31 protein-coding genes, 1 tRNA gene and 1 riboswitch are annotated in these 25,838 nt (G+C 34.5%); of the genes, 26 read left to right on the top strand and 6 right to left on the bottom strand.

The genetic code is table 11. The annotated features are described in order from the left end of the window. The first annotated feature begins 154 nt into the window (after nt 1-154). From Q0F04_RS07020 to Q0F04_RS06980, 9 genes are all read left to right on the top strand, one after another. The gene (locus tag Q0F04_RS07020; protein WP_295751703.1) at nt 155-826 is read left to right on the top strand and encodes a DUF969 family protein; all 672 of its coding nucleotides are present in this window, start codon (nt 155-157) and stop codon (nt 824-826) included. Further along, a complete protein-coding gene (locus tag Q0F04_RS07015) occupies nt 826-1,779 on the top strand; it encodes a DUF979 domain-containing protein (protein WP_295751701.1) in 954 nt (317 codons plus the stop codon). The genes Q0F04_RS07020 and Q0F04_RS07015 overlap by 1 nt, the downstream gene beginning before the upstream one ends. Before the next feature lie 12 nt (nt 1,780-1,791). Beyond that, on the top strand, nt 1,792-2,439 hold the full coding sequence (pcp, locus tag Q0F04_RS07010; RefSeq protein ID WP_295751698.1) for a pyroglutamyl-peptidase I: 648 nt from the start codon (nt 1,792-1,794) through the stop codon (nt 2,437-2,439). Nucleotides 2,440-2,723: 284 nt separating this feature from the next. Continuing rightward, a riboswitch (Lysine riboswitch) is annotated at nt 2,724-2,890 on the top strand. An 83-nt stretch (nt 2,891-2,973) separates the two neighbouring features. Further along, nucleotides 2,974-3,804 carry a transporter substrate-binding domain-containing protein gene (locus Q0F04_RS07005; protein WP_295751696.1) on the top strand — a complete coding sequence of 277 codons (831 nt, stop codon included), beginning with the start codon at nt 2,974-2,976 and terminating at the stop codon, nt 3,802-3,804. A gap of 2 nt (nt 3,805-3,806) precedes the next feature. Further along, the gene (locus Q0F04_RS07000; RefSeq protein WP_295751693.1) at nt 3,807-4,529 is read left to right on the top strand and encodes an amino acid ABC transporter permease; all 723 of its coding nucleotides are present in this window, start codon (nt 3,807-3,809) and stop codon (nt 4,527-4,529) included. A gap of 11 nt (nt 4,530-4,540) precedes the next feature. After that, complete coding sequence (locus Q0F04_RS06995) at nt 4,541-5,278, top strand: amino acid ABC transporter ATP-binding protein (RefSeq protein ID WP_295751690.1); 738 nt, start codon at nt 4,541-4,543, stop codon at nt 5,276-5,278. A 103-nt stretch (nt 5,279-5,381) separates the two neighbouring features. Continuing rightward, nucleotides 5,382-6,920: a 2,3-bisphosphoglycerate-independent phosphoglycerate mutase gene (gpmI, locus tag Q0F04_RS06990; RefSeq protein ID WP_295751687.1), complete on the top strand. Its 1,539-nt coding sequence runs from the start codon at nt 5,382-5,384 to the stop codon at nt 6,918-6,920. 87 nt (nt 6,921-7,007) lie between these two features. Next, nucleotides 7,008-7,694, top strand: a complete 687-nt coding sequence (locus Q0F04_RS06985) for a response regulator transcription factor (RefSeq protein WP_117572330.1) — start codon at nt 7,008-7,010, stop codon at nt 7,692-7,694. 112 nt (nt 7,695-7,806) lie between these two features. Next, the gene (locus Q0F04_RS06980) at nt 7,807-9,081 is read left to right on the top strand and encodes a HAMP domain-containing sensor histidine kinase (RefSeq protein ID WP_295751684.1); all 1,275 of its coding nucleotides are present in this window, start codon (nt 7,807-7,809) and stop codon (nt 9,079-9,081) included. On the opposite strand, the gene Q0F04_RS06975 is transcribed toward Q0F04_RS06980, so the two are convergent. Continuing rightward, on the bottom strand, nt 9,078-9,986 hold the full coding sequence (locus Q0F04_RS06975) for a hypothetical protein (protein WP_295751682.1): 909 nt from the start codon (nt 9,984-9,986) through the stop codon (nt 9,078-9,080). The two genes, Q0F04_RS06980 and Q0F04_RS06975, sit on opposite strands and share 4 nt — an antisense overlap. A gap of 241 nt (nt 9,987-10,227) precedes the next feature. On the opposite strand from Q0F04_RS06975, the gene Q0F04_RS06970 reads away from it, so the two are divergent. Beyond that, nucleotides 10,228-10,596 (top strand): thioesterase family protein, encoded by a 369-nt coding sequence (locus Q0F04_RS06970; protein WP_295565203.1) that lies wholly within the window; start codon nt 10,228-10,230, stop codon nt 10,594-10,596. Nucleotides 10,597-10,626: 30 nt separating this feature from the next. On the opposite strand, the gene Q0F04_RS06965 is transcribed toward Q0F04_RS06970, so the two are convergent. The 3 genes from Q0F04_RS06965 to Q0F04_RS06955 form a co-directional block, all read right to left on the bottom strand. Beyond that, nucleotides 10,627-12,216, bottom strand: coding sequence for a putative glycoside hydrolase (locus Q0F04_RS06965; protein ID WP_295751679.1), 1,590 nt, complete (start codon nt 12,214-12,216; stop codon nt 10,627-10,629). A gap of 93 nt (nt 12,217-12,309) precedes the next feature. Further along, nucleotides 12,310-12,717, bottom strand: a complete 408-nt coding sequence (locus tag Q0F04_RS06960) for a VanZ family protein (protein ID WP_117572341.1) — start codon at nt 12,715-12,717, stop codon at nt 12,310-12,312. Continuing rightward, nucleotides 12,714-13,235, bottom strand: coding sequence for an HAD domain-containing protein (locus tag Q0F04_RS06955; RefSeq protein ID WP_295751676.1), 522 nt, complete (start codon nt 13,233-13,235; stop codon nt 12,714-12,716). Before Q0F04_RS06955 ends, Q0F04_RS06960 begins: the two co-directional genes overlap by 4 nt. An 84-nt stretch (nt 13,236-13,319) precedes the next feature. Here Q0F04_RS06955 and rapZ point away from each other — a divergent pair, with 84 nt between their 5' ends. The 16 genes from rapZ (at nt 13,320) to rplT (ending at nt 25,342) form a co-directional block, all read left to right on the top strand. Further along, on the top strand, nt 13,320-14,180 hold the full coding sequence (rapZ, locus tag Q0F04_RS06950; protein WP_242995640.1) for an RNase adapter RapZ: 861 nt from the start codon (nt 13,320-13,322) through the stop codon (nt 14,178-14,180). Then, on the top strand, nt 14,177-15,124 hold the full coding sequence (gene yvcK, locus Q0F04_RS06945; RefSeq protein ID WP_117572345.1) for a uridine diphosphate-N-acetylglucosamine-binding protein YvcK: 948 nt from the start codon (nt 14,177-14,179) through the stop codon (nt 15,122-15,124). Before rapZ ends, yvcK begins: the two co-directional genes overlap by 4 nt. A gap of 2 nt (nt 15,125-15,126) precedes the next feature. Beyond that, nucleotides 15,127-16,074 (top strand): DNA-binding protein WhiA, encoded by a 948-nt coding sequence (gene whiA, locus Q0F04_RS06940; RefSeq protein ID WP_295751674.1) that lies wholly within the window; start codon nt 15,127-15,129, stop codon nt 16,072-16,074. Further along, entirely contained in the window at nt 16,067-16,588 is a 522-nt protein-coding gene (locus tag Q0F04_RS06935) for a hypothetical protein (protein ID WP_117572350.1), read from the top strand. Before whiA ends, Q0F04_RS06935 begins: the two co-directional genes overlap by 8 nt. Continuing rightward, nucleotides 16,588-16,944 carry a NusG domain II-containing protein gene (locus Q0F04_RS06930; protein WP_227991255.1) on the top strand — a complete coding sequence of 119 codons (357 nt, stop codon included), beginning with the start codon at nt 16,588-16,590 and terminating at the stop codon, nt 16,942-16,944. Before Q0F04_RS06935 ends, Q0F04_RS06930 begins: the two co-directional genes overlap by 1 nt. Then, the gene (locus Q0F04_RS06925) at nt 16,941-17,450 is read left to right on the top strand and encodes a Gx transporter family protein (protein ID WP_117572355.1); all 510 of its coding nucleotides are present in this window, start codon (nt 16,941-16,943) and stop codon (nt 17,448-17,450) included. Before Q0F04_RS06930 ends, Q0F04_RS06925 begins: the two co-directional genes overlap by 4 nt. Continuing rightward, nucleotides 17,437-17,685: a TIGR03905 family TSCPD domain-containing protein gene (locus Q0F04_RS06920; protein ID WP_118116388.1), complete on the top strand. Its 249-nt coding sequence runs from the start codon at nt 17,437-17,439 to the stop codon at nt 17,683-17,685. The genes Q0F04_RS06925 and Q0F04_RS06920 overlap by 14 nt, the downstream gene beginning before the upstream one ends. Continuing rightward, on the top strand, nt 17,678-18,277 hold the full coding sequence (locus tag Q0F04_RS06915; protein WP_295751668.1) for a hypothetical protein: 600 nt from the start codon (nt 17,678-17,680) through the stop codon (nt 18,275-18,277). Before Q0F04_RS06920 ends, Q0F04_RS06915 begins: the two co-directional genes overlap by 8 nt. A gap of 98 nt (nt 18,278-18,375) precedes the next feature. Continuing rightward, entirely contained in the window at nt 18,376-19,011 is a 636-nt protein-coding gene (locus Q0F04_RS06910; RefSeq protein WP_295565196.1) for a redox-sensing transcriptional repressor Rex, read from the top strand. Nucleotides 19,012-19,245: 234 nt separating this feature from the next. Further along, nucleotides 19,246-20,601 (top strand): asparagine--tRNA ligase, encoded by a 1,356-nt coding sequence (gene asnS / locus Q0F04_RS06905; RefSeq protein WP_295565194.1) that lies wholly within the window; start codon nt 19,246-19,248, stop codon nt 20,599-20,601. A gap of 57 nt (nt 20,602-20,658) precedes the next feature. Beyond that, entirely contained in the window at nt 20,659-21,945 is a 1,287-nt protein-coding gene (locus Q0F04_RS06900) for a hypothetical protein (RefSeq protein ID WP_295751665.1), read from the top strand. A gap of 9 nt (nt 21,946-21,954) precedes the next feature. Continuing rightward, the gene (locus tag Q0F04_RS06895; protein ID WP_295751664.1) at nt 21,955-23,817 is read left to right on the top strand and encodes an ABC-F family ATP-binding cassette domain-containing protein; all 1,863 of its coding nucleotides are present in this window, start codon (nt 21,955-21,957) and stop codon (nt 23,815-23,817) included. A gap of 84 nt (nt 23,818-23,901) precedes the next feature. Next, a tRNA-Lys gene (locus tag Q0F04_RS06890) sits at nt 23,902-23,977 on the top strand. 227 nt (nt 23,978-24,204) lie between these two features. After that, complete coding sequence (gene infC / locus Q0F04_RS06885; protein ID WP_117926784.1) at nt 24,205-24,756, top strand: translation initiation factor IF-3; 552 nt, start codon at nt 24,205-24,207, stop codon at nt 24,754-24,756. A 13-nt stretch (nt 24,757-24,769) separates the two neighbouring features. After that, a complete protein-coding gene (rpmI, locus tag Q0F04_RS06880) occupies nt 24,770-24,964 on the top strand; it encodes a 50S ribosomal protein L35 (protein ID WP_003865815.1) in 195 nt (64 codons plus the stop codon). 18 nt (nt 24,965-24,982) lie between these two features. Continuing rightward, nucleotides 24,983-25,342 carry a 50S ribosomal protein L20 gene (gene rplT / locus Q0F04_RS06875; RefSeq protein ID WP_003865814.1) on the top strand — a complete coding sequence of 120 codons (360 nt, stop codon included), beginning with the start codon at nt 24,983-24,985 and terminating at the stop codon, nt 25,340-25,342. A gap of 131 nt (nt 25,343-25,473) precedes the next feature. Here the strand turns inward: rplT and Q0F04_RS06870 are convergent, their stop codons facing one another. Together Q0F04_RS06870 and Q0F04_RS06865 are read right to left on the bottom strand one after the other, a co-directional pair. Next, nucleotides 25,474-25,650: a hypothetical protein gene (locus Q0F04_RS06870; protein WP_199519796.1), complete on the bottom strand. Its 177-nt coding sequence runs from the start codon at nt 25,648-25,650 to the stop codon at nt 25,474-25,476. Continuing rightward, nucleotides 25,632-25,838: transposase (locus Q0F04_RS06865; RefSeq protein WP_295751659.1), on the bottom strand; the 207-nt coding region annotated here is incomplete at its 5' end. The genes Q0F04_RS06865 and Q0F04_RS06870, both read right to left, overlap by 19 nt.

Genomic DNA, 25,838 nt, shown 5'->3' with positions numbered 1-25,838 from the left:
ATATTTTTCCTGAGTAGTCAAGAAACAAGCTAAATAGACCGCAATTAAGCTATGTAAAAGAAATTTTACATGCTTTTTTTATTTTTTTTGATGAATATGGTATAATTTCGGATGTAAATTTCTGTAAGAAATATGAAAGAGAGAATGAAAGATTATGGAATTATTGAAATTGTTAGGCATTATAATTGTCGTAATCGGATTTGTATTAAAATTGGATTCGATTTTGATCATTATGATTGCCGCTATTGTGACTGCACTTGTTGCAGGTATGGATCCAGTTACTTTCTTGGAAACACTTGGATCAAGTTTTGTCGCTAACCGCAGTATGTGCGTGTTTGTGATGGTTATGGTAGTTACGGGAACACTAGAAAGAAATGGTTTAAAACAGGCGGCTGCCAATCTAATGAAGAAATTCAAAAATGCATCTGCAGGTGTTGTTTTGGCAATTTATGGCGTATTCCGCTTGGTATTTGCGGCATTTAATGTAAGTTTTGGTGGTGTTGCAGGATTTGTTCGTCCTATTGTATTACCTATGGCTACAGCTGCAGCTAAGAAAAATGGGAAAAAAATCAGTGAAAAGTATGAAGAAAACTTAAAAGGAATGGCAAGTGGTATGGAAAATATCGCATGGTTCTTTGGACAAGTTTTATTTGTAGGAACAAGTGGAATGATTTTAGTACAATCGACTCTAGCTGGCTTAGGATATGATGTTGAATTAGTCGATTTAATGAAAGTACAGATTCCAGTGGCAATTATTGCGGTGGCAGTCGCAATTGTGTATTACTATATTAAAGATAAACAATTGTCTAGAAGGGAGACTAAATAATGAATCCAATTCAATTCTATACAAGTGTGGATGTTACACTTTCAGAAAAACTATTAGAAATCATGTATTGTCTTATTGGATTGATTTCTATTTATGTTGCCTTTAAAAATCTAAAAGATAAAGAAAATAAAAATAATGTTGGTTCTTTTATTTTCTGGTTTGATTTAGGACTTATGTTTGTATTAGGTAAATGGTTACCAGCATTGGCTGATGGTATTTTATTGATCATCTTGGTATTGCCTCCAATTTTAAAGAAAGTTTCACCTGGTAATGAGCCAGAACCTACTTTTGAAGAGATGGAACAAAACAACAAGAAGATCGGTTCAAAGGTGTTTGTTCCAGCTATATGTATTGGTTTATTTGCGTTGTTAGCTGCATTCTTTACTAAGATTTCACCATTAGTTGGTATGACTGTGGGTGTATTTGTAGCCATGATTATTTTGCGTATCTATTCAAAAGCAAATACGCCTAGTGTTTTCTTGAAAGATTGTCGAAGAATGATGGATGTGGTTGGACCATTAAGTATGCTACCAATGTTGCTTGCTGCTTTAGGTGCCGTATTTACGGCTGCAGGTGTAGGTGATGTTATTTCTAGTTTAGTATCGAATATTATTCCTGCAGGCAACATTACAATTGGAATTATTGTTTATGCGATTGGCATGGCTGTATTTACTATGATCATGGGAAATGCTTTTGCGGCAATTACCGTAATGACAGTTGGTATTGGTGCACCTTTTGTGCTTAAATATGGAGCAGATCCAGTAGTGATTGGATCTTTAGCTTTAACTTGTGGATATTGTGGTACACTATGTACGCCAATGGCTGCAAACTTTAATATGGTTCCTGTCGCAATCTTAGAAATGAAAGATAAAAATGGTGTCATTAAAAAACAAGTACTTGTTGCCGTAATTATGTTAGTTGTGCAAATTGTCATGATGATCATGATGTCATAGGAGAAAAATGTTATGAAAAAAGTATTGATTACAGGTTTTGATCCTTTTGGAGGAGAAAAAATCAATCCGGCTTATGAAGCTGTTAAATTATTGCCGGATGAAATTAGTGGTGCAAAAATTATTAAGAAAGAAATTCCTACAGTATTTCAAAAGGGTCCAGATGCAGTTTATGAAGCAATTCAAGAGAATCAACCAGATTACGTATTATGTATTGGCCAAGCTGGTGGAAGAAGTCAAGTCACACCTGAATGGGTGGGTATTAACTTTCGAAATGCTAGAATTGCCGATAATGAAGGCAATCAGCCTTTGCAGACAAGTGTTGTAGAAAATGGGCCAGAAGCTTATTTTACAATGCTTCCTGTATTTAGAATGGTTGAAAAGATGAAAGAGAATGGAATTCCTGCAAGTGTGAGCTATACAGCAGGTACATATGTTTGTAACGATGTGATGTATTCTGTATTGCATTATTGTCATACAGAATTTAAAGGTGTAAAGGGTGGCTTTATGCATGTGCCTTTTGCGACTGAACAAACAGTGAATCAGCCAGCTGGAACGCCTGGAATGAATTTAAAAGATATTGCCAAAGCCATTGAGTTGTCTGTAGAAGCTATGTTAGAGAGTGATACAGATATTAAAGTGGTTTCTGGAGAAACACATTAAGGAAAGCTTCGGCTTTTCTTTTTTTCTTGGGTAAAAAAAGGGGTGAGTCTATTATTGTGACTCACCAAAGAAATAGGAATATATGAAATAAACAGTATAAGTTATTTAGGAAAGGGTTATATGTATTGGGTTGATACCTGTTTATTTCTGCTTATAGAATAGTCTTTAAAACTTAAAAGAAGCTTAAAGAAACAATGAAAATATTTACAGTTTTATGAAAATTTGCGAATTCTTTCTTGACACTCTATATATGACGAGTATAATAAGCACTATAAAGTGAATCGAGTAAAGATAGAGGCAGCATTGCATCAGAGTAAAACATGGAGTTGGCAGACTGTGAAGTGTTTGAAAGGTAACCAATGCCGAAAGAAATGAAATGGCAATTTTGTTTCTTGGGGTTATAAGGAATACTTATAACACTCCTTCGTCAGGAAGAGGCGTTATCTTATAGTTAATGAGATTGTTTTTTAGCTATGTGGTATGCCCGCATAGCTTTTTTCTATTCTTTGCCGATTAGAGAAGGAGAAAAGAAATATGAACTTTAAAAAATTAATGGCATCTGCCATGGTATGTGCTTTTGCACTAACAGGATGTGGATCAAACACAGCAACAACATCAGAAGATAAGGACACATTTGTCGTAGGAATGGAATGTGCATATGCTCCATTTAACTGGCAAACATCTGAAAAAACAGATACTTCTGTAAAATTGGGTAAAGCTGGTTATGCGGATGGATATGATGTGCAGGTTGCGAAAAAGATTGCGAAAAAATTAGGAAAGAAATTAGTCATTAAGAAAACGGCATGGGATGGATTGATTCCAGCTTTAGAAAATGATGAAATCGATGCGATTATCGCTGGTATGACTAAGGATAAAAAACGTGAAGAAGGAGCTGACTTTACAACTCCATATTATGATTCAAAGGGAATGATCATGATCGTTCGTAAAGATAGTGAAGAAGCTGGATATACAGATATCCAACAATTTTCTGGTAAAAATGTCGTTGGTCAAAAAGCAACAAACTATAATGATGTAATTGATCAAATTAAAGGTGTAAATCATGTAACACCAAAGGCTACTTATCCTGAAATGATTTTGGCTTTAAAACAAAATGAAGTGGATGGAATTACAGCAGAAATGGCAGTTGCGAAAGGTGTAGTAGAAGCTAACCCAGACTTAACAGTCGTTCAATTTGCGGATGGACATGGATTTGATTGTGATACAACAGTTTCAATCGCATTAAAAGAGGGTTCTCGTGATTCTAAATTCTTCAAAAAAGTTCAAAAAGCTTTAGATAGTATTACAGATGAAGAACGTGAAGAAATGATGGAATATGCAGTAGAACATCAACCAACAGAGGATTAATTATGCGTATTGATATTGCGAAAACTTGGAACATATTTGTTCATAACATACCTCTTTTCCAATATGGAATTGAGATGACCTTGTTGTTCGCATTCGTTGGTACGTTTGCAGGATTTGTCGTCGGCTTATTAGTCGGCGGCATTCGTGCGATTGAGGTCAACGAATATGATTCAACAGCTATTAAATGTTTAAAGAACATTGGAAGAATTATTACAGGATTGTACATTTGGATCTTTAGAGGTACACCAATGATGGTTCAAGCCATGTTTATCTATTATGCAGGAAAACCTGTGATTGGATGGAATCCTATTACAGCAGGTTTAATTATTATTTCAATTAATACGGGTGCTTATATGGCTGAAATTATTCGTTCTGGAATTCAGTCTGTGGATAAAGGTCAAAATGAAGCCGCTATGTCTTTGGGTATGACAACGATGCAGACTTTAATGTATGTTGTATTTCCACAAGCCATTAAAAATTCATTTCCTTCAATTGGAAACCAATTGATTGTAAATATTAAGGATAGTTCAATGTTGAATGTTATTACGGTAACGGAACTATATTTCCAGACAACATCCGTTGCAGGAAGTAACTATCGCGTTATGGAAACATTCTTGGTTTCAGCTATTTTGTATTTAATTTTAACAACACTCGCTTCTTTCTTATTGAATTATCTTGAGAAAAGAATGGATAGCGAAAGCAGCATGAAAGATTTCTGTAGTTAGGAGGAGAGATTATGGAAACAATTATTCAAATTCAACATCTCCAGAAACATTTTGGAAATCTTAAAGTATTGAACGATGTAGATTTCGATATTCATAAAGGAGAAGTGGTTACTATTATTGGATCGAGTGGATCTGGTAAAAGTACAATGTTAAGATGTGTAAACTTATTAGAAAGAATGGATGGAGGCCATGTTTTATATCACGGTAAAGACATTCTAAGTGGTCAAATGGATGTGAATGAATATCGTTCTAAGGTTGGAATGGTGTTTCAAAGTTTTAACTTATTCAACAATTTGACTGTATTAGAAAATTGTATGTTAGGTCAGATTCGTGTCTTAAAGAAATCTAAAGAAGAGGCAAAAGCTACAGCCTTGAAATTTTTAGATGAAGTTGGGATGAAAGAGTTTGCGAATAAGCCTAGCACTAAACTTTCTGGTGGACAAAAACAGCGTGTAGCGATTGCGCGTGCCTTATGCATGGATCCAGAAGTATTATTGTTTGATGAGCCAACTAGTGCACTAGACCCAGAAATGGTTGGTGATGTTTTGGATGTTATGAAAAAGCTAGCCAATGAAGGTTTGACAATGGTTATTGTGACACATGAAATGCAGTTTGCCAGAGAAGTCAGTGACCGTGTTATTTTCATGGATAAAGGGGTCATTGCAGAACAAGGTACGCCTGAACAATTGTTCGAGCATCCTCAACAAGAAAGAACACAACAATTTTTATCTCGTTATCAAAGCCGTTAAGCGGCTTTTTCTTTTTGTGAAAAATTTCATTTGTTGAGACGAGTTCGTTGAAAAAAGGGCTAGTTAGTGTTATATTATTATCGATTAATGGAGGAAAAATACAATGAAAAAAAGACCAGTAATTTTGGTTGTTATGGACGGTATTGGTATTCGTGAAGACAAGAAGAACAATGCGGTTGCATTAGCCAACAAACCAACACTTGATAAATTGTGGGCAGAATGTCCACATACACAACTTCGTGCTCATGGACTAGCAGTAGGACTTCCTACAGATTCAGATATGGGTAACTCAGAAGTTGGACACAACGCATTAGGTTGTGGACAAATTTACTCTCAGGGAGCTAAATTAGTTAACGAAAATATTGAGTCTGGAGAAATCTTCAATTCTAAAACTTGGAAAGATTTAGCAGAAAATGCAAAAGACAGCAAAATGCATTTCATCGGTCTTTTAAGTGATGGAAACGTACACTCTAATATTTCTCACTTAAAGGCTTTGATCAAAGAAGCTAAAAATGAAGGTATTAAAGAAGTTCGTGTTCATGCATTACTTGATGGACGTGATGTTCCTGCAACTTCAGCTTTAGAATATGTAAATGATATCGAATCATTTATGGCAGAATTAAATGATGACAACTTCCACGCATGCATCGCTAGTGGTGGTGGACGTATGCAAATCACAATGGACCGTTATGAAGCTGACTGGTCTATGGTTGAACGTGGATGGAAAATTCACGTAATGGGTGAAGGAAGACAATTTGCTTCAACTACAGAAGCTATCGAAACATATCGTAAAGAATTAAATGTTGTTGACCAAGATCTTCCAGGATTTGTTATCGCAAAAGATGGTACTCCAGTAGGAACTATCGATGATGGTGATAGCGTAGTATTATTCAACTTCCGTGGTGACCGTGCTCAAGAAATCTCTTTAGCATTTGATGGAGATGCTTCATTTGACAAATTTGATCGTGTTAAAGTTCCAAATGTTAAATTTGCAGGTATGTTACAATATGATGCAGACTTACAAATTCCAAAGAACTATTTGACTGAACCACCAAAAATTAAATACACATTAACTGAAGAATTGTGTAAACACGGAATTCGTGAATATGCAATCAGTGAAACTCAAAAGTACGGACACGTTACATATTTCTGGAATGGTAACCGTTCAGAAAAATTTGATGAGTCTTTAGAAACTTATGTTGAAATTCCAAGTGATGTAGTTCCATTTGAACAAAGACCTTGGATGAAGGCTGCTGAAATCACTGATAAATTGTGTGAAGCAATCGAAAGTGGAAACTATGATTTCATTCGTACAAACTATCCAAATGGTGACATGGTAGGACACACTGGAAGTTTACCAGCAACTATCATTGGTGTTGAATCTGTTGACTTAGAACTTGCACGTGTTATTGAATCTGTAAATAAAGTAAATGGTATCTTATTAGTTACTGCAGACCACGGTAATGCGGATGATGAAAGCAAGACTAGCCACACATTAGCACCAGTTCCATTCATCGTATACAATGCGGAATGTGAATTAAAAGAAGGCGAAGATTTAGGTTTATCTAACGTTGCAGCTACAGTTTGTGATTTCTTAGGATTAGAACCAAACGAACACTGGAACCCATCTTTAAAAAAATAATTTAGATTGTAAGGAGTAATGTTAAAAAAACTTTACTCCTTTTTTACTTGCTTTCATGATAAAATGACAAAAAAGAGGGTTGATTTTATGGAACGAGTTTTAATTGTTGAAGACGATGAAAATATTCGTCAATTACTAAAATTAACATTAGCTAGTTTTAATTATGAACTAGTTGATTTTGAAAATGGAAAAGATGCATATGATTATCTACAAAACAATAAAGTAGATCTAGCCATATTAGATTTGATGTTACCAGGCATGAATGGATATGATATATTAAAATTTATTCGTTCAAAGGCAACACTTAAAGATTTACCTGTTATTATCTTAAGTGCAAAAGATAAAGAACTTGATAAAATCATGGGACTTGATTTAGGAGCTGATGATTATTTGACAAAGCCATTTAGTGTATTAGAGCTTGCTGCTCGTATTCGATCACTTCTAAGAAGAAGTAAAAAGGATGAACGAATGATTCAAGTGCATGGATTGTGCATTGATTTAGATAAAAGAACGGTGACAATTCATGAAGAACCTGTAGAATTAACATTCAAAGAATTTGAATTGTTGAAGTATTTAGCTAAAAATGAAGGTAGAGCTGTATCACGAGAAGAATTGATCAATCAAATTTGGGGATATGATTTTATTGGAGAAAGCAGAACATTGGATGTACATATTAACTCGTTGCGTAAGAAAATGGGGAATGAATATGCACACTGGATTCAGTCTGTAAGACAGGTTGGATATCGTTTTGTTGCTGAGGATAACGATGCATAAGAAGATTGTCCATTCATTTTTAATAACTTTTTTGATCACATTTATCTTAGGTTTTGGTTTACTTTATGTAAGCTTATATAAAGCGTCCATATCACAGGATCGACAATATTTAATGAATACAGTTAAATTGGTGAAAAACTTAGAAATCGATGATTTAAATACGACTCGTTTGGGTGATACTTTTAAATCGGAAGATATTCGTATCACAATTATTAAGCGAAACGGAAAAGTTTTATATGATAACTATAAAAATAGAATTCGTGAAAAACATCTGCAGCGTGAAGAAGTAAAACAAGCCATTGCCCAAGGTACAGGCACATGTATTCGTCACTCAGATACTATGCAACGTTCTTATTTATATGTAGCTGACTATGAAGAAGATAATCAAACGATTGTTCGATTGGCTATGCCTTTTGATGGATTGAGTCAATCTATCTCAATATTATTAGCTCCATTTTTATTTAGTATTGCCGTATCTTTTATGGTGGTATTTATTTTATCTAAAAAGATGGCCAATGAAATTGTAGAACCGTTTCAAGATATCACAAATACAATTAATTCAACAGATATTTCAAAAGAAGTGCTATCGTTTCATAAATATAATTATCCCGAACTTTATGGAATCACAGATGCATTGACGAATATGTCCGAAGAAAATAAAAAGTATTTGGAAAGACTGGAAAAAGAAAAAAAGGTTCGTCAGGAATTTTTCAGTAATGCGAGTCATGAATTAAAAACACCATTGACTTCCATTCGTGGATATACTGAGTTGATTCGTTCACATACGATTCAAGATAGTAATCAAATTGATACGTGTTTGGATTGTGTCTTAAAAGAAAGTGATCATATGACACAGTTGATCAATGATATTTTAACGATTTCTAAATTAGAAACTGAAGAGATGCAAGTCACTTATTCGCATATCCAAGTAAAAAAATTGTTGGATTCAGTTGTGGAGACTTTAAAGCCACAAATTGAGGCTATGCATTTAAATGTTTATGTGAATGCGACAGAGTTTACAGTTTTTGCGAGCCTAGATCATATTAAAGGTATTTTCTATAATATAATTTCGAATGCGATCAAGTACAATAAACAAAATGGACGAATTGATGTTGTTCTAAAGAGAAATCAAAAGAATATGTACTTTAGCGTGGAAGATACAGGTGTAGGAATTGCCCAAGAAGATCAGAGTCGAATCTTTCAAAGATTCTATCGTGTGGATAAACAACGTTCAAAAACTATTCCAGGTACAGGTTTAGGTTTGTCGATTGTAAAACATGTTGTCTATTATTATCAAGGCAAAATTCATTTAACTTCAAAAGAAGATGTGGGAACTAAAATCACAGTTGAATTGCCTATTATTGTAAAAGAGATCCCAGAGAGTTAGTCTCTGGGATTTTGTGCATATTCTTGTTTTGATTGTAAAACATGGATTGCGAATACAAATAGGATAACCAATCGAATGATATCTATGACCACAAAGAAGATAAATACACGAAGTGAATATTCCTGTGATTTATAGTAGTTCATAAAGGTTGGTAAATAAACTAGAATACGAATGATTTCTCCTACCATACAACATGCGATGATTTTCTTTGTCGCCTTTTGATTGTAGTACATATAGAATAATGGAATGGTCCAAATAAAGGCTGTAAAAATACACAACATAAAGATATCTTTTGTCGCAAATACTTTTTGCATATCCAAACTTTCGAATAGATTTGAAAAGATTTGGATTAGAATCGGGAATAAAATTAATTCACCATAAATAATGATGCCTAAACGAACAGAAAGTTGAGGCAAAGTCATAGGGGCTTTTTCTACTACATATTCATCTTCTTCATCTTGTTCCGTTTGTTCGAATTTATTTTCGTATCTATCTTTGATTCTTTCATAATCTACATTCTTTGTTTGTTTAGCTACCCAATCATCGTCTTCATCGTCCAATTCGATTGTGTGATCAAAATAAATCTTACACCAACGATTATTTCTTAAGTAGCCACCAATCTGGCAAAGCACAATGGTTTTTAATAGCATACAAGCAACAAGTACAAAGAATGGTAATATGGTTGTAAGGTTTGACAACAATAGTTTGATTGGAAAATATATAATCAAAAAACTAATCGCAATATCTATCCAATATAGAATGCGGGACCATTTTTTACCAGTTGAAAGAAGAATAAAGGTGATGCCATATAAAAGAATCTGTCCGGTTCCTAATTTGATCAACATAGAGCGAAAAGCTGTATCATCTACTTTCAAGAATTCCATGCTTGAGAAAAGGTATGCCATGGCTAAAAAATAAACGCAAAGTACAAAAAAATAAAGAATAAGATGTATAGTGATTTTATGTTTTGATTTTTGGTATAGGATTAGGTTTTCTTCTTGTTTAGAATACATATATGACCTACTTTCTATCGGAAATGATTGATTCATTTCTCTTAATACATTCTATCATAGAACGTGGAAACTAATAAAATACATTGTCAATATTTTAACAATGGATTAATATATCAAAGGAGGGATAACGAACATGGAATTAAAAACAATTCGAATTCAACGTGTGGTTGAACAACAAAATTTAGCTTCTGTTATGAAGAGTGGATCATTGGATGTTTTAGCTACACCACAAATGATTGCGTGGATGGAAGAGGCTGCATGTCTATGCCTAGAATTAGAAGAAGGCAAGACAAGTGTTGGCATCAGTATGAATGTGTCTCATGATATGGCAAGTCCATTAGGAGCAACAATCACAATTGAAGCTAAGATGGTCAATGTGGAAGGTCGCAAAATTGATTATGAAGTACAAGCATTCCAAGATGGTAAATCAATTGGAAAAGGTGTACACAGTCGTTTTGTGGTTGATGCACAAAAATTCATCGATAAAACATACAAGAAATAAGAAAAGAAACCCATGTTTGAAGCATGGGTTTTAAAATCCTTTTTTGATTTTATCTATATCCTTCTTATCGCCACTAGCTAGCCAAACCATATAATCCGGATAATTTGTGTCCTTAAGTGCTTTTATTTCTTGTTTTACATCCTCTGCATCCATATTATATCCCTGAATCCATGTTCGGTATTTAGCAGGATATTTGATACTTTTTAATTGTTCGTTACTGATTTTAGTGAATGCATATAAGGTGTCGTATGGATTTTCAACAGGATCCTCAATGCCAAAGCTTCCACTTGAAAAGTGATCTAAATAAGGCATAGGACAAATAACATCTACTACATTGGCAATGGCTGGAAGAAATTGTCCAATATCTTGATCATCGCAAGCTACAATAGGCCATGCGAACATATCGGCAGCAACATAAACGTGTTTTGGGGATAATTCTTCTTTAGCATATTCAAGAAATCCTTGGATGGCGGCTACTTTACTTTCTTTGTATGTATTGTGAAAGTTTAATTTTGAATTTGCGCTTGCCGTTCCATCAGGAAAGCGAACATAATCAAATTGAATTTCATTAAAGCCTAGATCCGCACATTCTTTGGCTAGCTCTACATTATACATCCATGCTTTTCTAGAATAAGCACTTGGCCAGTATTGATCGTTGTACATTACTAAATTGCCATTATGATCTGTTAGTGATTCATTCGGGTTTTCCATCGCAAAAACAGCGTCTTTAAAAGTAACAATACGACTTACGCAATAGAATCCTTTCTTTTTGTATTCTTTAATGATTTTTGTTAAGTCTTTTTTTGAAATCATCGCATTATTTATCGCAAGACTAGGATCGGATAAATAATCCTTACATACATCACTTGCATATAAGATAGAACCTTCATCATTCTTAGTTTCGACAATGATCGTATTGATATCCTTTAACTTTTCAATGTATTTTTGATTGTTGATGAAATTGTCCATTGAAACATGGATAGCCTTTACATGTTTAGGCATAGGATTCTCATTATAGGTTTCTTTCTTGATTGGTTTGTAGTCAATTTGCGATGTATAGGCATCTTTAGAATATCCATCTTTGTAGTAGTCATCCCAATATGTGGAATAAGATATGGCTTGATCATACTTTTTTAATGCTAATTTTCTTGATGATTCCACATATGTACCACTTAAGTAATAGGTTTTGTTCTTCTTTTTGACTTTGTACCAACGAATTTGGCCAGTGTTTTCATCCCAGTCTTTCTTATCAATGGATTCAACTTTTACACTTTCACCTTTCTTGACAACCACTTTACTTAGTTTGCCGCCTTTTTCTTCTCTTAAGTTTACTAATCTTCGACAATATACATAATCAGTATGAATCGCTTCATTAAAACTATTTGAAAGATTTGAATTCTTAACTTTTAGTTTATCATGATTGTAAATGATAATACTTGAATGCTCTTGTTTTTGATGAACTTTTACTTTTGTACCTTTAGGAATTTTGATTTTTTCGATTACGGCTTCACCATTTTTTAAGTGTGTTTTTTCTACTGTTAAAAAATTTCCAGCACACGTAATGTATCGGTTTGGATGGAGTGTGTAGGCTGCTACAATTAGAAAAAATAAAAGTGCCACGATTAGAGTGGAGAGGACGAATATCTGTTTGTTAACAAAAACATACTTTTTCATATAATCACCACTAGAATCGTAGCACAATTCATTTTATTGTCAATTTTGAAGCGTTTTCTGGGACTTTCTTAATCGAATTACACCAATATTTAATAGAATTAGGGATAAAGCACCGCAAGTATCAATGCATATGTCTGTAATCTGTGGGCTTCTTCCTGAGACAAAAGACTGATGCCATTCATCACTACAAGCATATAGAATACATGTAATCAAAGCATATAGTGCGTAGTGTTTTACACCATAATTCTTATACATGTAGAATGCGTTGAATCCTAGCAGAGCATAAATTGTAAAATGTGCGAGTTTACGAACAACATGCATAGAAAATGGTAAAAATTGTAAAAACCAGGCACTTGTTTGGGTGGATTGGTCTGCGTTTTGACTGGAAAAGTAAAATATCAGTAACATGTTACAAATTGTAAGAATGGTAAATATGTGTTTTTTCAATTCGATAACTCCTTTTGTTGAATAAATAAAGCGTAGTCCGCTTTTTTGTAGTCGAGGTCTTTAAAGTAGTGGCGAACATAAACAAAATGATAATCGAAAGCGTTGGACATGTCAAAATCATCTAAAACAATATAACTTGTCACATTGTTTTCATTAATAAATTCTTGAATAGCTTTTGTGCGTGGATTAATTAAAGTGGTAACGGATTTAACATATTTTCCTAAATCAAAGATGTCAAACATGGTCTGAAGTTGTTCTAAAGAATATACAATTCTCCATGAACTTGTGATGATGATTTGAGCGTCATATTTTTCAATGAGTTGCTTCAAAAGTTGGATACTTTCTTTTGAAAAACAATAATACACTTGATTGACTAAATATGCGTTTAGTGTGGCAATTTTTGGGTGGTTTAATTTTTTGGCCAAAACATCTGGTAAATTGTAATCGAGACAATAGGAATTCTTTTTACGACTCGGATTGATTACTCCATCGATATCTAAAAATATACATGGTTTCATATGTGTTCCTCCTGTTTATATGATAGTCAAAATTGTACTCAAGTTCAAATGTTGGTATAATTTATAAAAAGGATGTGTGTGATTATGGAAAATAAAATTGTTCTTGTGACAGGTATGTCAGGGGCTGGAAAATCAAGTGCAATGAATGCTCTAGAAGATCTAGGCTATTATTGTATGGATAATTTTCCTAAGGAATTGTTGGATAATTTAGAAGAGTTATTAAGAAAGGATGAGTCTCACTATAAAAATGTGGCACTTAGTGTGAGCGCTATTGATTACCAGGCCTTTGTGAGCTACTTTGAAAATATCAACCGCGATCTTCAAATCTTATTTCTAGATTGCAGCGACGAAGAATTGTTGTTGCGTTATCGCTTTACAAGAAGACAACACCCTATGATTGTGAATCATTTGGCTACAACATTAGAAGATGCGATTGAAGTAGAACGTGATTTTTTGGATCATCTACAAGAAAATTCACAGAATACAATTCATATTGATACGACAAAATTAAGTACTTCTGCTTTGGCAAGTCGTGTTTTACATCGGTTTAAAAGTGCACAAAGAAGCGTGTTTACAGTTACGTTCCAATCTTTTGGCTTTAAACATGGCGTACCATTAGATGCGGATATGGTGATTGATGTTCGTTTCTTGCCAAACCCATTTTATGATCCATTGCTTCGAGAGAAAACAGGAAATCAAAAAGAAGTATATGACTATGTAATGGATAAACCAGAAACACAAGAGTTTATTGTGAAATTAAAGGATTATTGTGATTTTGTGTTCTCACAATATGAGAAACAGAACAAGTCCCATATGATTGTTGCGATTGGATGTACAGGTGGTCAGCATCGCTCGGTTTCGATTTGTAACTGGTTGTATGATGAATATAAAGATACATATCGTTGTTTTAAATCGCATCGTGATATTGGAGTTGATGAAGAATGAAAAAAATAGTCGTAATTGGTGGGGGTACAGGTCTTTCAAGCATGTTAAAGGGCATGAAACGATTGGAAGATGTTGATTTAACGGCCATTGTTACAGTAGCCGATGATGGTGGCAGTACGGGAAGAATTCGTGATATATACAATATTCCTGCAGTTGGAGATATTCGACATGTTTTATGTGCCATGGCCGATGAAGAAGATGAAGGCTTTTTCTCTGATTTGTTGAATTATCGTTTTGAAGGAAGCGAAGATGTGGGTGGTCATAATCTAGGAAACTTGATTTTCTTGGCAATGATCAATACTACAGGCTCATTTATGGGAGCTATTGAATCAATTTCGAGAGTATTAAATGTGAAGGGGAATATTCTTCCAAGTACATTGGATGTTGTTACATTATATGCCATGATGAAAGATGGAACATTGGTTCGTGGAGAAAAAAATATTCCAACAGTATGTAACAGTATCGATCATGTTTTTTATCAGAATTATGTGCATGCATATAAACCGGCTATTGAAGCTATTAAAAATGCTGATTTGATTATTTATGGTATTGGATCTTTATATACTTCAATTATGCCCAATCTAATTATTTCGGATATCTCAAAAGCCATTGAAAAGAACCCTTGTAAGAAAATCTATTTTTGTAATGCCATGTCTCAGCCTGGAGAAACGGATGGATATACGGTTCAGGATCATATTAACGCGATTGAAAAGCATTCGTTTAAACATCCAGTAGATCTAGTTGTGGTTAACCAGTCCAAATTACCTCAGGAAGTTTTAGATATGTATGCTTCACAAAATAGTTATCCAATTTGTATTGGAAATGAAGCAACAGACTATGCTATTATACAAAGAGATTTGTTGGCGTTGGATGCCAAAGGGCGTATTCGTCATAATCCAATGGCTGTCAAAGAAGTGGTAGAAGAATTGATCAAGGGGGTATAGACTTGTCCTTTACATCTGAAATTAAAAAAGAAATTTGTAAAGAAGAAATCGATGCTCAAATGATGAAGGCACAATTATGTGCCCTTTTTCAAATGCGAGCAAGTTTACATATGAACTGGCAAGGTATGTATTTGTCGTTTCAAACTGAAAATGCAACCATTGCCAAACATGTCTTTCAAATTATGAAAACGTTATATGATGTGGATCCTCGTCTTTCTGTGTTGAAAAAAATGCAGTTAAAGAAAAATAACATATATCGTATTCAAGTGTTTGATAAGGCTCAAGAAATATTGGAAGATCTTCAGATTTTAACAGATACAGGTTTGCGTTATACACCAAGCGTAAAAATGGTTCGATCTGAAAAGATGGCTAGAGCTTATCTGCAAGGGTGTTTTTTGGCTAGTGGCAGTATCAACTCACCAAAATCGAGCAATTATCATCTAGAAATGTCAAGTCAGGAAAAAGATTTGGCGTTCAGCGTTCAAAAATTAATGCAGCGTTTTTATTTGCCGGCAAAAGTCATCGAAAGAAAAAGTGTTTATGTAGTATATATAAAAGCGGGAGATAAAATTGCTGACTTCTTGCGTTTATGTAATGCTTCGAATGCGTTGTTTGAATTTGAAGATTCTAGAATTCAAAGAGATTTCTATAATCAGATCACGCGCCTTGATAATTGTGAGGTTGCTAATGAAGTAAAGAGTTTAAAGGCGGCAAAATCGCAGTTAGAGGCTATTGAGTTTTTAGAGAGTCATGCTAAAAATATTGTAATTCCAGAAAAAATTATGCATGCGATGCAAATTCGCAAAATGTATCCAGAGGCCAATCTAAATGAGTTGTGTTTAGAGTGTAAAAATGAATTTGGTGAAGATATTTCAAAGTCTGGAATGAAGCATCGCTTAGCGAAAGTGAAGCAGATGGCTTCAGAATTAAAGGAGGAATTCGATGCTTAAAAAAATAGGAATTATAGGTTTATCATTCTTATTGTGTGCATGTTCCTTGGGGGTTCAATTAAAAAAATCGATGTTCACGATTGAACTTGGAAAAGATATTTATGCCAATCCAACTTTATATTTAAAAAATGCGACTTTTTCATCTCACTTAAAAGTTGTTTCAAAAAGTGTTGGTGTAGATAAGAAAAATAATCGCTTTATGACATCTGGAATGGATTATTTGGTTGTTGGGGAATATGACTTTGCGATTGTGGACGGAAGTAAAGAGTATCCTTTCGTAATAAAAGTTAAAGATACAACGGCTCCAGTTTGTGCAAGTGAAGTGAGTCAAATCACAATTGGGGTTGGACAGAATATTGATTGGAATTCCTACTTTCATGCGACAGATTTATCGGGAGTTACTTTTGAAGCGAATGTAGATACGTCTACTGCATCAACGCAGGATGTGCAAGTAAAAATCAGTGATCGTTTTGGAAATTCTGTTACGAAAAATGTAAGTGTGGTCGTTCAATAATGAAAAAGGCAGATAAAATTCTGATAGTATGCATTATGATCATAGCGGTAGTACTATGTGTTCCTTTGTTTTTTAGTAAAAATGAAAATGCTTATGCGAGTGTATATGTTAAGGAAAAACAAGTGTTGCGAATTGATTTATCAAAAGATAAAACGTATGTCGTAAATGGAAAGCTTGGAAAAGTGCATATTGAGGTTAAACAGAAAAAAGTGCGTGTTACACAAGAAAAGAGTCCACATCATTATTGTTCGAAACAAGGCTATGTTTCGGATGCCAATGTACCCATTGTATGTTTGCCCAATGAGACAGTGGTAAAAATTGAAAAAGAAGCCAGTCAGGATACGGTGATACAATGAGGGTCAAGAAAAGTGTCATTTTAGCTTTCTTGGTTGCGGCCGGTATATTGTTGCAGCTTTTAGAAAGCTTTGTAGGTATATTTATGATTGTTCCTGGATATAAGATTGGCTTGGCAAATATTGCTGGCTTATTTGCCCTTTATATGTATGATGAAAAATCATTGGCTTATGTATCGTTGCTTCGTATCTTTTTATCGAGCTTGATGCAGGGAATGTTATTTTCTGTTTCGTTTTGGCTTTCATTAAGCGGTGGTATTTTGGCTTGTATTGCGATGATCTTAGCTTATCGAAGTAAAGTGTTTTCGATTTATGGAGTTAGTATACTTGGAGCTAGCTTTCATAATATAGGACAAGTAATCGCAATTACTTGGATTTACCAACAGTATTTTATGCAGTTGTTTTTACCAATTCTTTTGGCATTGTCCATTGTGAGTGGTATATTAATAGCAGTAGTATGTAGAAAGGTCTTAGACCGATTAAGTGGAGGAAATTATGGAAAAATATAGTTACACACCAAAGGGTGTTTGTAGTCGTCAATTCAATTTTGAAATTGAAGATGGAATTATTAAAAGTTTTGAGGCCATTGGTGGATGCAATGGAAATTTAAAAGGAATTGGATGCTTATTGAAGGGTAGAAGTGTAGATGAAGTTATCGATACTTTGACTGGAGTAACATGTGGAAATAAGCCAACATCTTGTCCAGATCAAATCGCATGTGCACTTAAGGCATATCGTGGCTGATCATTTTCTTGGGGCTTTAAAAGAGATTGAGAGGCGTGCTCAAAATAACATTCTTGTATTTTCGGATGTATTAACAGAACGTTTAGAAGTCATTGCACAGAATATGGTTGGAAAACCAATTTCGGATAATGATTATTTAAAGTTATTGGAATTGTATTATCAAAAATTTTCGAAAGACGAAAATAAACAGGCCATGTTGTTTTGTCTTTTAAGAATGCAAGAAGTTGTATTTTATAAAGAACATAAAGACAATCAGAAGGATTTGAATAAAATGGAATTTAATGAGGAATATGATTCCATTACGAAAGCTTTTTTATCGAGAAAAAGAGATTATTATCAGGTTACATTGAATAATATATTTCAACGATTTATCTTATTAGATACACTTGCGTATATTGTGTTCTTACTTGTGTTTGTACTTTTGATTCACATTCCTTTTAGAGTTTCATTTATTTTACTTGTGATCCTGTGGGTTGCTGTATTGTTTTTTGCGAAAAAGAAGGGTGTGCCTTATTTTTATGATTCAAGAATTCAAACACTTCTTCAAGATGTGGATTCAACATTGTTGCAGGTGGATCAAGAGATTTTCTAAAGTTGAGTAATCGACTTTTTTGTTTTTTAAATTTTTTCACAAGTTAACTTGTTAAATATATCACAAATATGATATTATTATTGCGTGGGGTGATAAAAATGCAGAATAGAAATGTGCCCAAAGCAACTTTACAGAGGTATCCAGTATATTTAAAAGCTTTACGTAAACTTCAAAAAAATGGCGTTGAACGAATTATGTCCAAAGAATTATCGAGCTTTGTAGATATTGAACCTACGACAATTCGTCGTGATTTCTCGTTTTTAGGAAATCTTGGAAAACAAGGCTATGGATACGATGTGGATAAGCTGATTGATATATTTAATAGTCAGCTAGGCGTTGATTTTGATGAAAAAATAATTTTAGTCGGAGCTGGTAACTTAGGTCGTGCGTTAATGAATTATAATAAATGGGATTATGTTGTTGGTGAAATCGCATGTGCCTTTGATGTGGATCCAGCTAAGTGTGGAACACAATTTGGTGTTGAAGTGTATCCAATGTCGGAACTAGATACGAAGATTCCTGAAGGATGTCGTATTGCGATTTTAACAATTTCACATGATGTACAAGAAACAGTAGATAAATTAGTACAATGTGGAATTAATGGTATTGTTGATTTTACGCATCAACATTTTTTGGTCCCAAAAGGGGTTGTCATTAAAAGTATTGATGTGGTATCATCTATACAAGAATTGGTATTTATTACAAATTCATTAGAAACAAAGACGCAGAAATAGAAGTCGTCCAAAACGAACATGTAAAGAGAGTCTTGTTAGGTGAAAATAGACGGTGCAAGTTTGGATTGATAACACCTGTGGAGTCGTACTGGAGAAATTAAGTAGACAGTAACGTGTGGAATGCGTTAAATTCCAATTGAGTGCATACATACGTGTGATGAAACAGGATGGTACCGCGGTAATAATCGTTCCTTTTAATTAAGGAACGTTTTTTTTATTTTGAAGGGAGAAACTATGTTAGTAAAAAAATTAAAAGAAACATTTGAACAGTACGATGGACAAAGTATTACTTTGCAAGGATGGGTTCGTACAAATCGTAATTCAAAGGCAGTTGGATTTATTGCGTTGAATGATGGAACAACTTTTTCAAATGTGCAAGTTGTATATGCGGATAGCTTAGAAAACTTTGATGAAGTATCAAAAATTACTACAGGTTCAGCTATGGAAGTAACAGGAAAACTTGTATGTACTCCAGATGCAAAACAGCCATTTGAAATTCAAGCTGAAAGCATTAGTGTTTTAGGACTATGTGATCACGATTATCCTTTACAGAAAAAACGTCACAGTTTTGAATTTATGCGTGAAATTCCTCATGTACGTCCTCGTGCAAATACATACTATGCTATGTTTAGATTAAGAAGTGTATTAAGTATGGCTATTCACACATTCTTCCAAGATCGTGGATTCGTATATGTACATACACCAGAAATCACTGGTAACGATGCAGAAGGTGCTGGTGAATGTTTCACAGTAACAACTCGTGAAGATGCAAAATATGACAAGGATTTCTTTGGAAAACATGCTCAACTTACAGTATCTGGACAATTGCATGTGGAACCATTCGCATTAACATATCGTAATGTTTATACTTTTGGTCCAACTTTCCGTGCAGAAAACTCAAATACAACTCGTCATGCTTCTGAATTCTGGATGATTGAACCAGAACTTGCATTTGCGGATTTAGCTGACAACATGGATTGCATTGAAGAAATGATCAAATATTGCATCAACTATTGTTTAGAACATGCTAAAGAAGAAATGGAATTCTTTGCGTCAATGATCGATAAAGAATGTATTAAACGTGTAACTCATGTTGCGAACTCTCATTTTGAAAGAATGACATATACTAAGGCTATTGAATATTTGGAAAAAGCGAAAGATCAATTTGAAAACCAGGATATTTTCTGGGGTATGGATCTTCAGAGTGAACACGAGCGTTATATTTGCGAAAAAATCGTAAATGGTCCTGTTTTCTTAACGGATTATCCAAAAGATATTAAAGCATTCTATATGCGTGTCAATGACGACAACAAAACAGTTGCAGCATGTGACTTATTAGTTCCTTATGTTGGAGAATTGGTTGGTGGTTCTCAACGTGAAGAGCGTTATGATGTATTAGTAAATCGTATGAAAGAAATTGGAATGGAACAAGAAACATTACAATGGTATTTAGATTTACGTCGCTTTGGAGGATGCAAACACTCAGGATTCGGTTTAGGATTTGATCGTATGTTGATGTATTTAAGTGGTGTTGCGAATATTCGTGATGTTCAACCATATCCACGTACGCCAAGAAACTTAATTTTCTAATGAATTAAACAGGTATCTCGTTGATACCTGTTTTCTTGTGTGATATAAATAAGGGGTATGAAAAAAGTAAGAGTAGTTAATAAGAGAAATTTAAGCACGATGATCGTTGGAGTTGTTACAATCGCTATTGCGGTTGTTTGTGTTTTTTTATATGCATCAAGACCAACAGAAATAGATAAGTTGTCACAATCTTATTTGGATACAGTGGATGTTGAGAAATTGCAGAAAAAGGTGGAGACTAAATTTGATGGATCCTATCGACTAAGTGATTATTTAGTTTATGGGGAAACGTTGTCTTTGTATAAAGATAAGTATGGTACAAAGACAACGGATAAAATGCAAGGCAATAACATTGTTCTAAGAAATGTGATGAACGATGCCATTACAAGTTTTACATTTAATGGAAAAGTGGATTCAGGTATAGATTTAGGTTCTTTAAAAGAAGGGATTTATGAACTATATACATATGATCATTATGAAAAAGAACGTATCTATTTTGATGATGCCTTTAAGGCAAAGACAATCACAACAATGCGTCGTAATAAAAAGGTGAAAGATATTACGTTTGTGGCCGATAAAGAGGCTTTAAAAGAGTATGATATTCACTTAAAGAAAAACTATGCGTTTATTATTGTCACAAAGCACATTCCAAAATCCAATGTATATGATGTAGTAATCGATCCATGTGGAAATGCGATGAATTACATTTCGAATACGGTGGATTATGGTGCAAGCACGTCAATTTTAGATGAACCAACTTCTTCTATGGAATTCGCAAAAAAATTAAAGAAGGAATTAGAAGAAAAGGGATTAAAGGTAAAAATCTTACGTAAAGAAAACGAAACACCTGGTTATTATGGTGCAGATGGTCGTCCAGCTCGTGGTTATAAGGCAAAGGCTAAATTATATATTGCCTTGGGTGCAAGCTATGATGAAAATGTTGATGCGCCTTATATGATGGCAAGTCCATATACAAATAGTGGGTTGGCCAATACAATCTCATATTATGTGGAACAAAGTGGATTGACATTGTATGCGGCAAGAACGAATAGTACGCAGGAAAATGGTGTGTTATATGATTCGTTTGCGGAAGATGAAAATGGCGAAGTGAAAAAATATGAATTGTATCCGCAATTAAGAGAAACTGGTGGAAGAGCAACATACACTGGTGTTTATGGGGATGAGATGAAGAATGCAGAATATAAAAATGCGTATGGAATGTATGGTCTTTATTTTTCATATGCGAGCGCAATGAATTCTTCAAGCGTTTCCTATTTTAACGACAATGAGGATGCATTAGCGAAAGTGCTAGTTAAAGGTATTGTAAGATATTTTGAAATTTAGGGTGATAGTATGAAGTTACAATTGAGTAATATACAAAAGTCATTTGGAGCAAAAACAGTTTTGGCAGGGGCAAACTTCCAAGTGCGTGATAATGAAAAGATTGCGTTGGTTGGTCGTAATGGCTGTGGTAAAACAACGTTGATGAAAATTATATGTGGACAAGAAAACTATGATTCAGGGTCACGTATGGTTTTGAATGGTACAAATATTGGGTATTTGGCACAGATTACTTTTGTGGATGAAGAAAAGACAGTATATGAAGAACTTTTAACGGCTTTTGACAAAGTTCGTGAATTGGAAAAGCAGTTAAATGCACAGGCAGAAGTGCTTAAAACGGATTCAAGTGAGAAACAACTTGAAAAGTATGATGCACTACAGACGCGCTTTGAGGCATTGAATGGATATCAATATGAGGTGGAATTAAAGAATGTATTTTTCCATTTTCAATTTGATGAAAGTGATTTAAATAAAAAATTGTGTGAATTTAGTTCTGGTCAAAAAACAAGAATTGCCTTAGTTAAACTATTGTTGACAAAACCAGACATCTTATTGTTGGATGAACCGACAAACCATTTGGATATTGCAGCTATTGAATGGCTTGAAAATTATGTGAAGCATTATCCTTTCGCGGTTGTTTTAGTCAGCCATGACCGTATGTTCTTGGATCATGTTGTAGATGAAATCGTGGAAATTGAATTTGGTAAAACTCAAAGATATGTGGGGGATTACTCACATTATTTAAAGGCGAAAGATGAATATCTGAAAAAGAATCATGAGGCTTATATTCGACAACAACAAGAGATTCATCGTTTAGAGGATTTGATTGAAAAATTTAGATATAAAAAGAACAAGGCTGCTTTTGCGAAGAGTAAACAGAAGTATTTGGATCGCATGGACAGAATCGAAGATAGTACTTCAGATACAAGTCAGATGAAGGCTGTGTTTACTTGTGCAAGAAAAGGTGGTAAACAGGTTCTTGAAGTGGAAGACTTAAAGGTTGGCTATGATAAAGTATTGTCTGAAGTTTCTTTTCAGTTGTTACAAGGGCAAAGAATGGCTATTGTTGGTCCGAATGGAATTGGTAAATCAACTTTGATCAAGACTTTAGTCAAGGAACTTCCAAGTATATCGGGAAGCTTTAAATTTGGTCATCAAATTGATGTGGGGTATTTCAATCAGGAAAGTGCTCAGATGAAGTCTAGTAAGAATGTATTGGATGAATTGTGGGATATGGATCCGGATGCGACGCAAACACAGATTCGTAATACATTGGCTAGTTTTTTATTTACGCAGGATGAAGTGTTTAAAGAAGTGAATGATTTGTCGGGAGGCGAAAGAGTTCGTTTGGCTTTAGCTAAATTAATGTTAGAACATGATAATGTTTTATTGTTGGATGAGCCTACAAACCACTTAGATATTCCGGCTAAGGAAGCTTTGGAGTCTGCTTTAGAAAAATATGATGGAACCATTCTGTTTGTATCGCATGACCGTATGTTTTTAAAGAAGATGGCTACGCGTGTACTAGAGATGGGTTCAATCAGTAAAGTATATGATTTGAATTATGAAGAGTACTTAGAGAAAAAGGCAAGCAATGAATTGGTAGAATCGGTTGTCAAGGTCGAAAAAGAAGTTAAGCCACAAACGGTATCTTTTACGGATTTAAAAGCAATTAAGAATCGTGTCGCAAAACTAGAAGTGCTTTTAGAGGAAGCAGAACAAGATTTAGAGGCTATGCGAGAATTGAGGTATGAACCAGAATATTATCAAGATTATCGTAAGATGGAAGAGTTAGATGCGAAAATAGATGATAAGCATAACGAGATTGCTGCATTGATGCAGGAGTGGGAAGAAAAAATGGCTATGATGGAATAGGGTGTCGATTGACACCTTATTTTTTTTGAAAAAGTAGTTGCATTTAAAAATAAGCCGTGGTAATATATATGGGCACTGATAAATGGACTCTTAGCTCAGCTGGCAGAGCAACTGACTCTTAATCAGTGGGTCTGGGGTTCGAATCCCCAAGAGTCCACCATTTATGTGTTTAAGTCGATTTATTCGACTTTATTTTTTTGAAAAAAGATATTGAATAAACCATATGTGTGTGGTATTATCAATGAGTAAAAGAAATGGAAAGATAGAAGCACCCCTTCTCACCTGATGTCTAAGGGACATAGGTTCACGGCCAATTCAGTTTGAATTCGTTTAAAAGAGTGATGGGTGCGAAATGCACCCATTTTCTTTTTGGAAAAATGAAAAAGGATGGTGTCGAATATCAATAACAGAAAAGTTGCCCCAAATAATGTAAACGATGATTTGTTTAACGAAAAGATTCCGTTTAGAGAAGTTCTTGTCATCAATGCGGATGGAGAACAATTGGGAGTTATGTCAAAAAAAGAAGCATTGGACATTGCATACAAACAAAATTTAGATTTGTTGTGTGTTGCACCCAAGGCGCGTCCGGCCGTGTGTAAAGTTTTAGACTATGGTCGTTATCATTTCGAACAACAGAAAAAAGCAAAAGAAGCTAAGCGTAAGCAACATGTTGTTGAAGTTAAATCTTTGCGTTTATCGCCGATTATCGATACACACGATTTTGAAACAAAAGTTCGTCAGACGTCAAAATGGATCGAAGCGGGTATGAAAGTAAAGATTGATATGCGATTCCGTGGTCGTTTGATCACTCGCTTGGAAGTTGGTCGTAAGATCATGAATGACTTCATCGAAGCTATGGATGAAGTAGCTATCGTTGAGAAAAAACCTTCAATGGAAGGTAATACGATGTCAACAGTGTTGGCACCTAAAAAGAAGTAAGGAGGACTAGACTATGCCTAAAATGAAGAGCCACAGAGGATTAGCAAAACGTGTAAAAAAGACAGGTTCTGGAAAATTAAAGAGATCTCACGCTTATACATCTCACCGTTTCCATGGAAAGACTAAGAAACAACGTCGTCACTTAGCTAAACCAGGTACTGTACATGCTACAGATTACAAACGTATTAAGGAAATGTTAGTTAAGTAATTAAGGAGGATATAAAGAATGGCAAGAGTTAAAGGTGGAACAGTTTCACGCGCTCGTAGAAAAAAAGTGTTGAAACTTGCCAAAGGATACTTTGGATCAAAACATACATTATACAAAACTGCAAATGAGCAGGTAATGCATTCATTCAGATATGCATACAACGACCGTCGTAAGTTAAAAGGAAACATGCGTAAAATCTGGATTACACGTATTAATGCAGCTGCACGTATGAACGACTTATCATACTCTCGTTTAATGCACGGATTAAAATTAGCTAATATTGCTATCAACCGTAAAATGTTAAGTGAAATGGCTATTCACGATGCTGAAGGCTTCACTAAACTTTGCGAAGAAGCAAAAGCAGCTTTAAATGCATAATTAAACTGGGTAATCCGCAATTAGATAGGGTCGACTAAGAGTTGGCTTCAAGAATTGTAGGGTTGAAAACCCTATGAGTGTTTAAAGGATTATTAACTAGGGAGCAGAGATATTTGAAATCTCTGCTCCTTTTATAATGGGTGATTTGAATCTGAACAATTGAGATCAATGTATTCAGTTAATTTGTCATATAATTCTTCGAATCTTATGTCTATGTATCCTCGTAGTTCTTCGATTTCAAATTTCATTTCATTATCTTGAAGAGTTCTGAAGTATTCGATTAATTCAATTATGTCTTGTGCATCCATGATTGTTTCTCCCTTGGTTCCAGACTGAATGTAGCGTTTGGATCGAGTACATACATTACGCGATTGCGGAAGCGAGACCAGTTGGTGTAGCCATTGGCGTTGTTCTTGATACACTTGATAATCTTGTTTCGATTCTCAATGATCGCATTATTCACTTTTTTATTGCAGACCACCACCTGGCCTTTGTC

The organism is uncultured Holdemanella sp., from assembly GCF_934772795.1.
Classification (GTDB): domain Bacteria; phylum Bacillota_I; class Bacilli_A; order Erysipelotrichales; family Erysipelotrichaceae; genus Holdemanella.
This window is presented reverse-complemented; position numbering and strand designations above follow the sequence as displayed.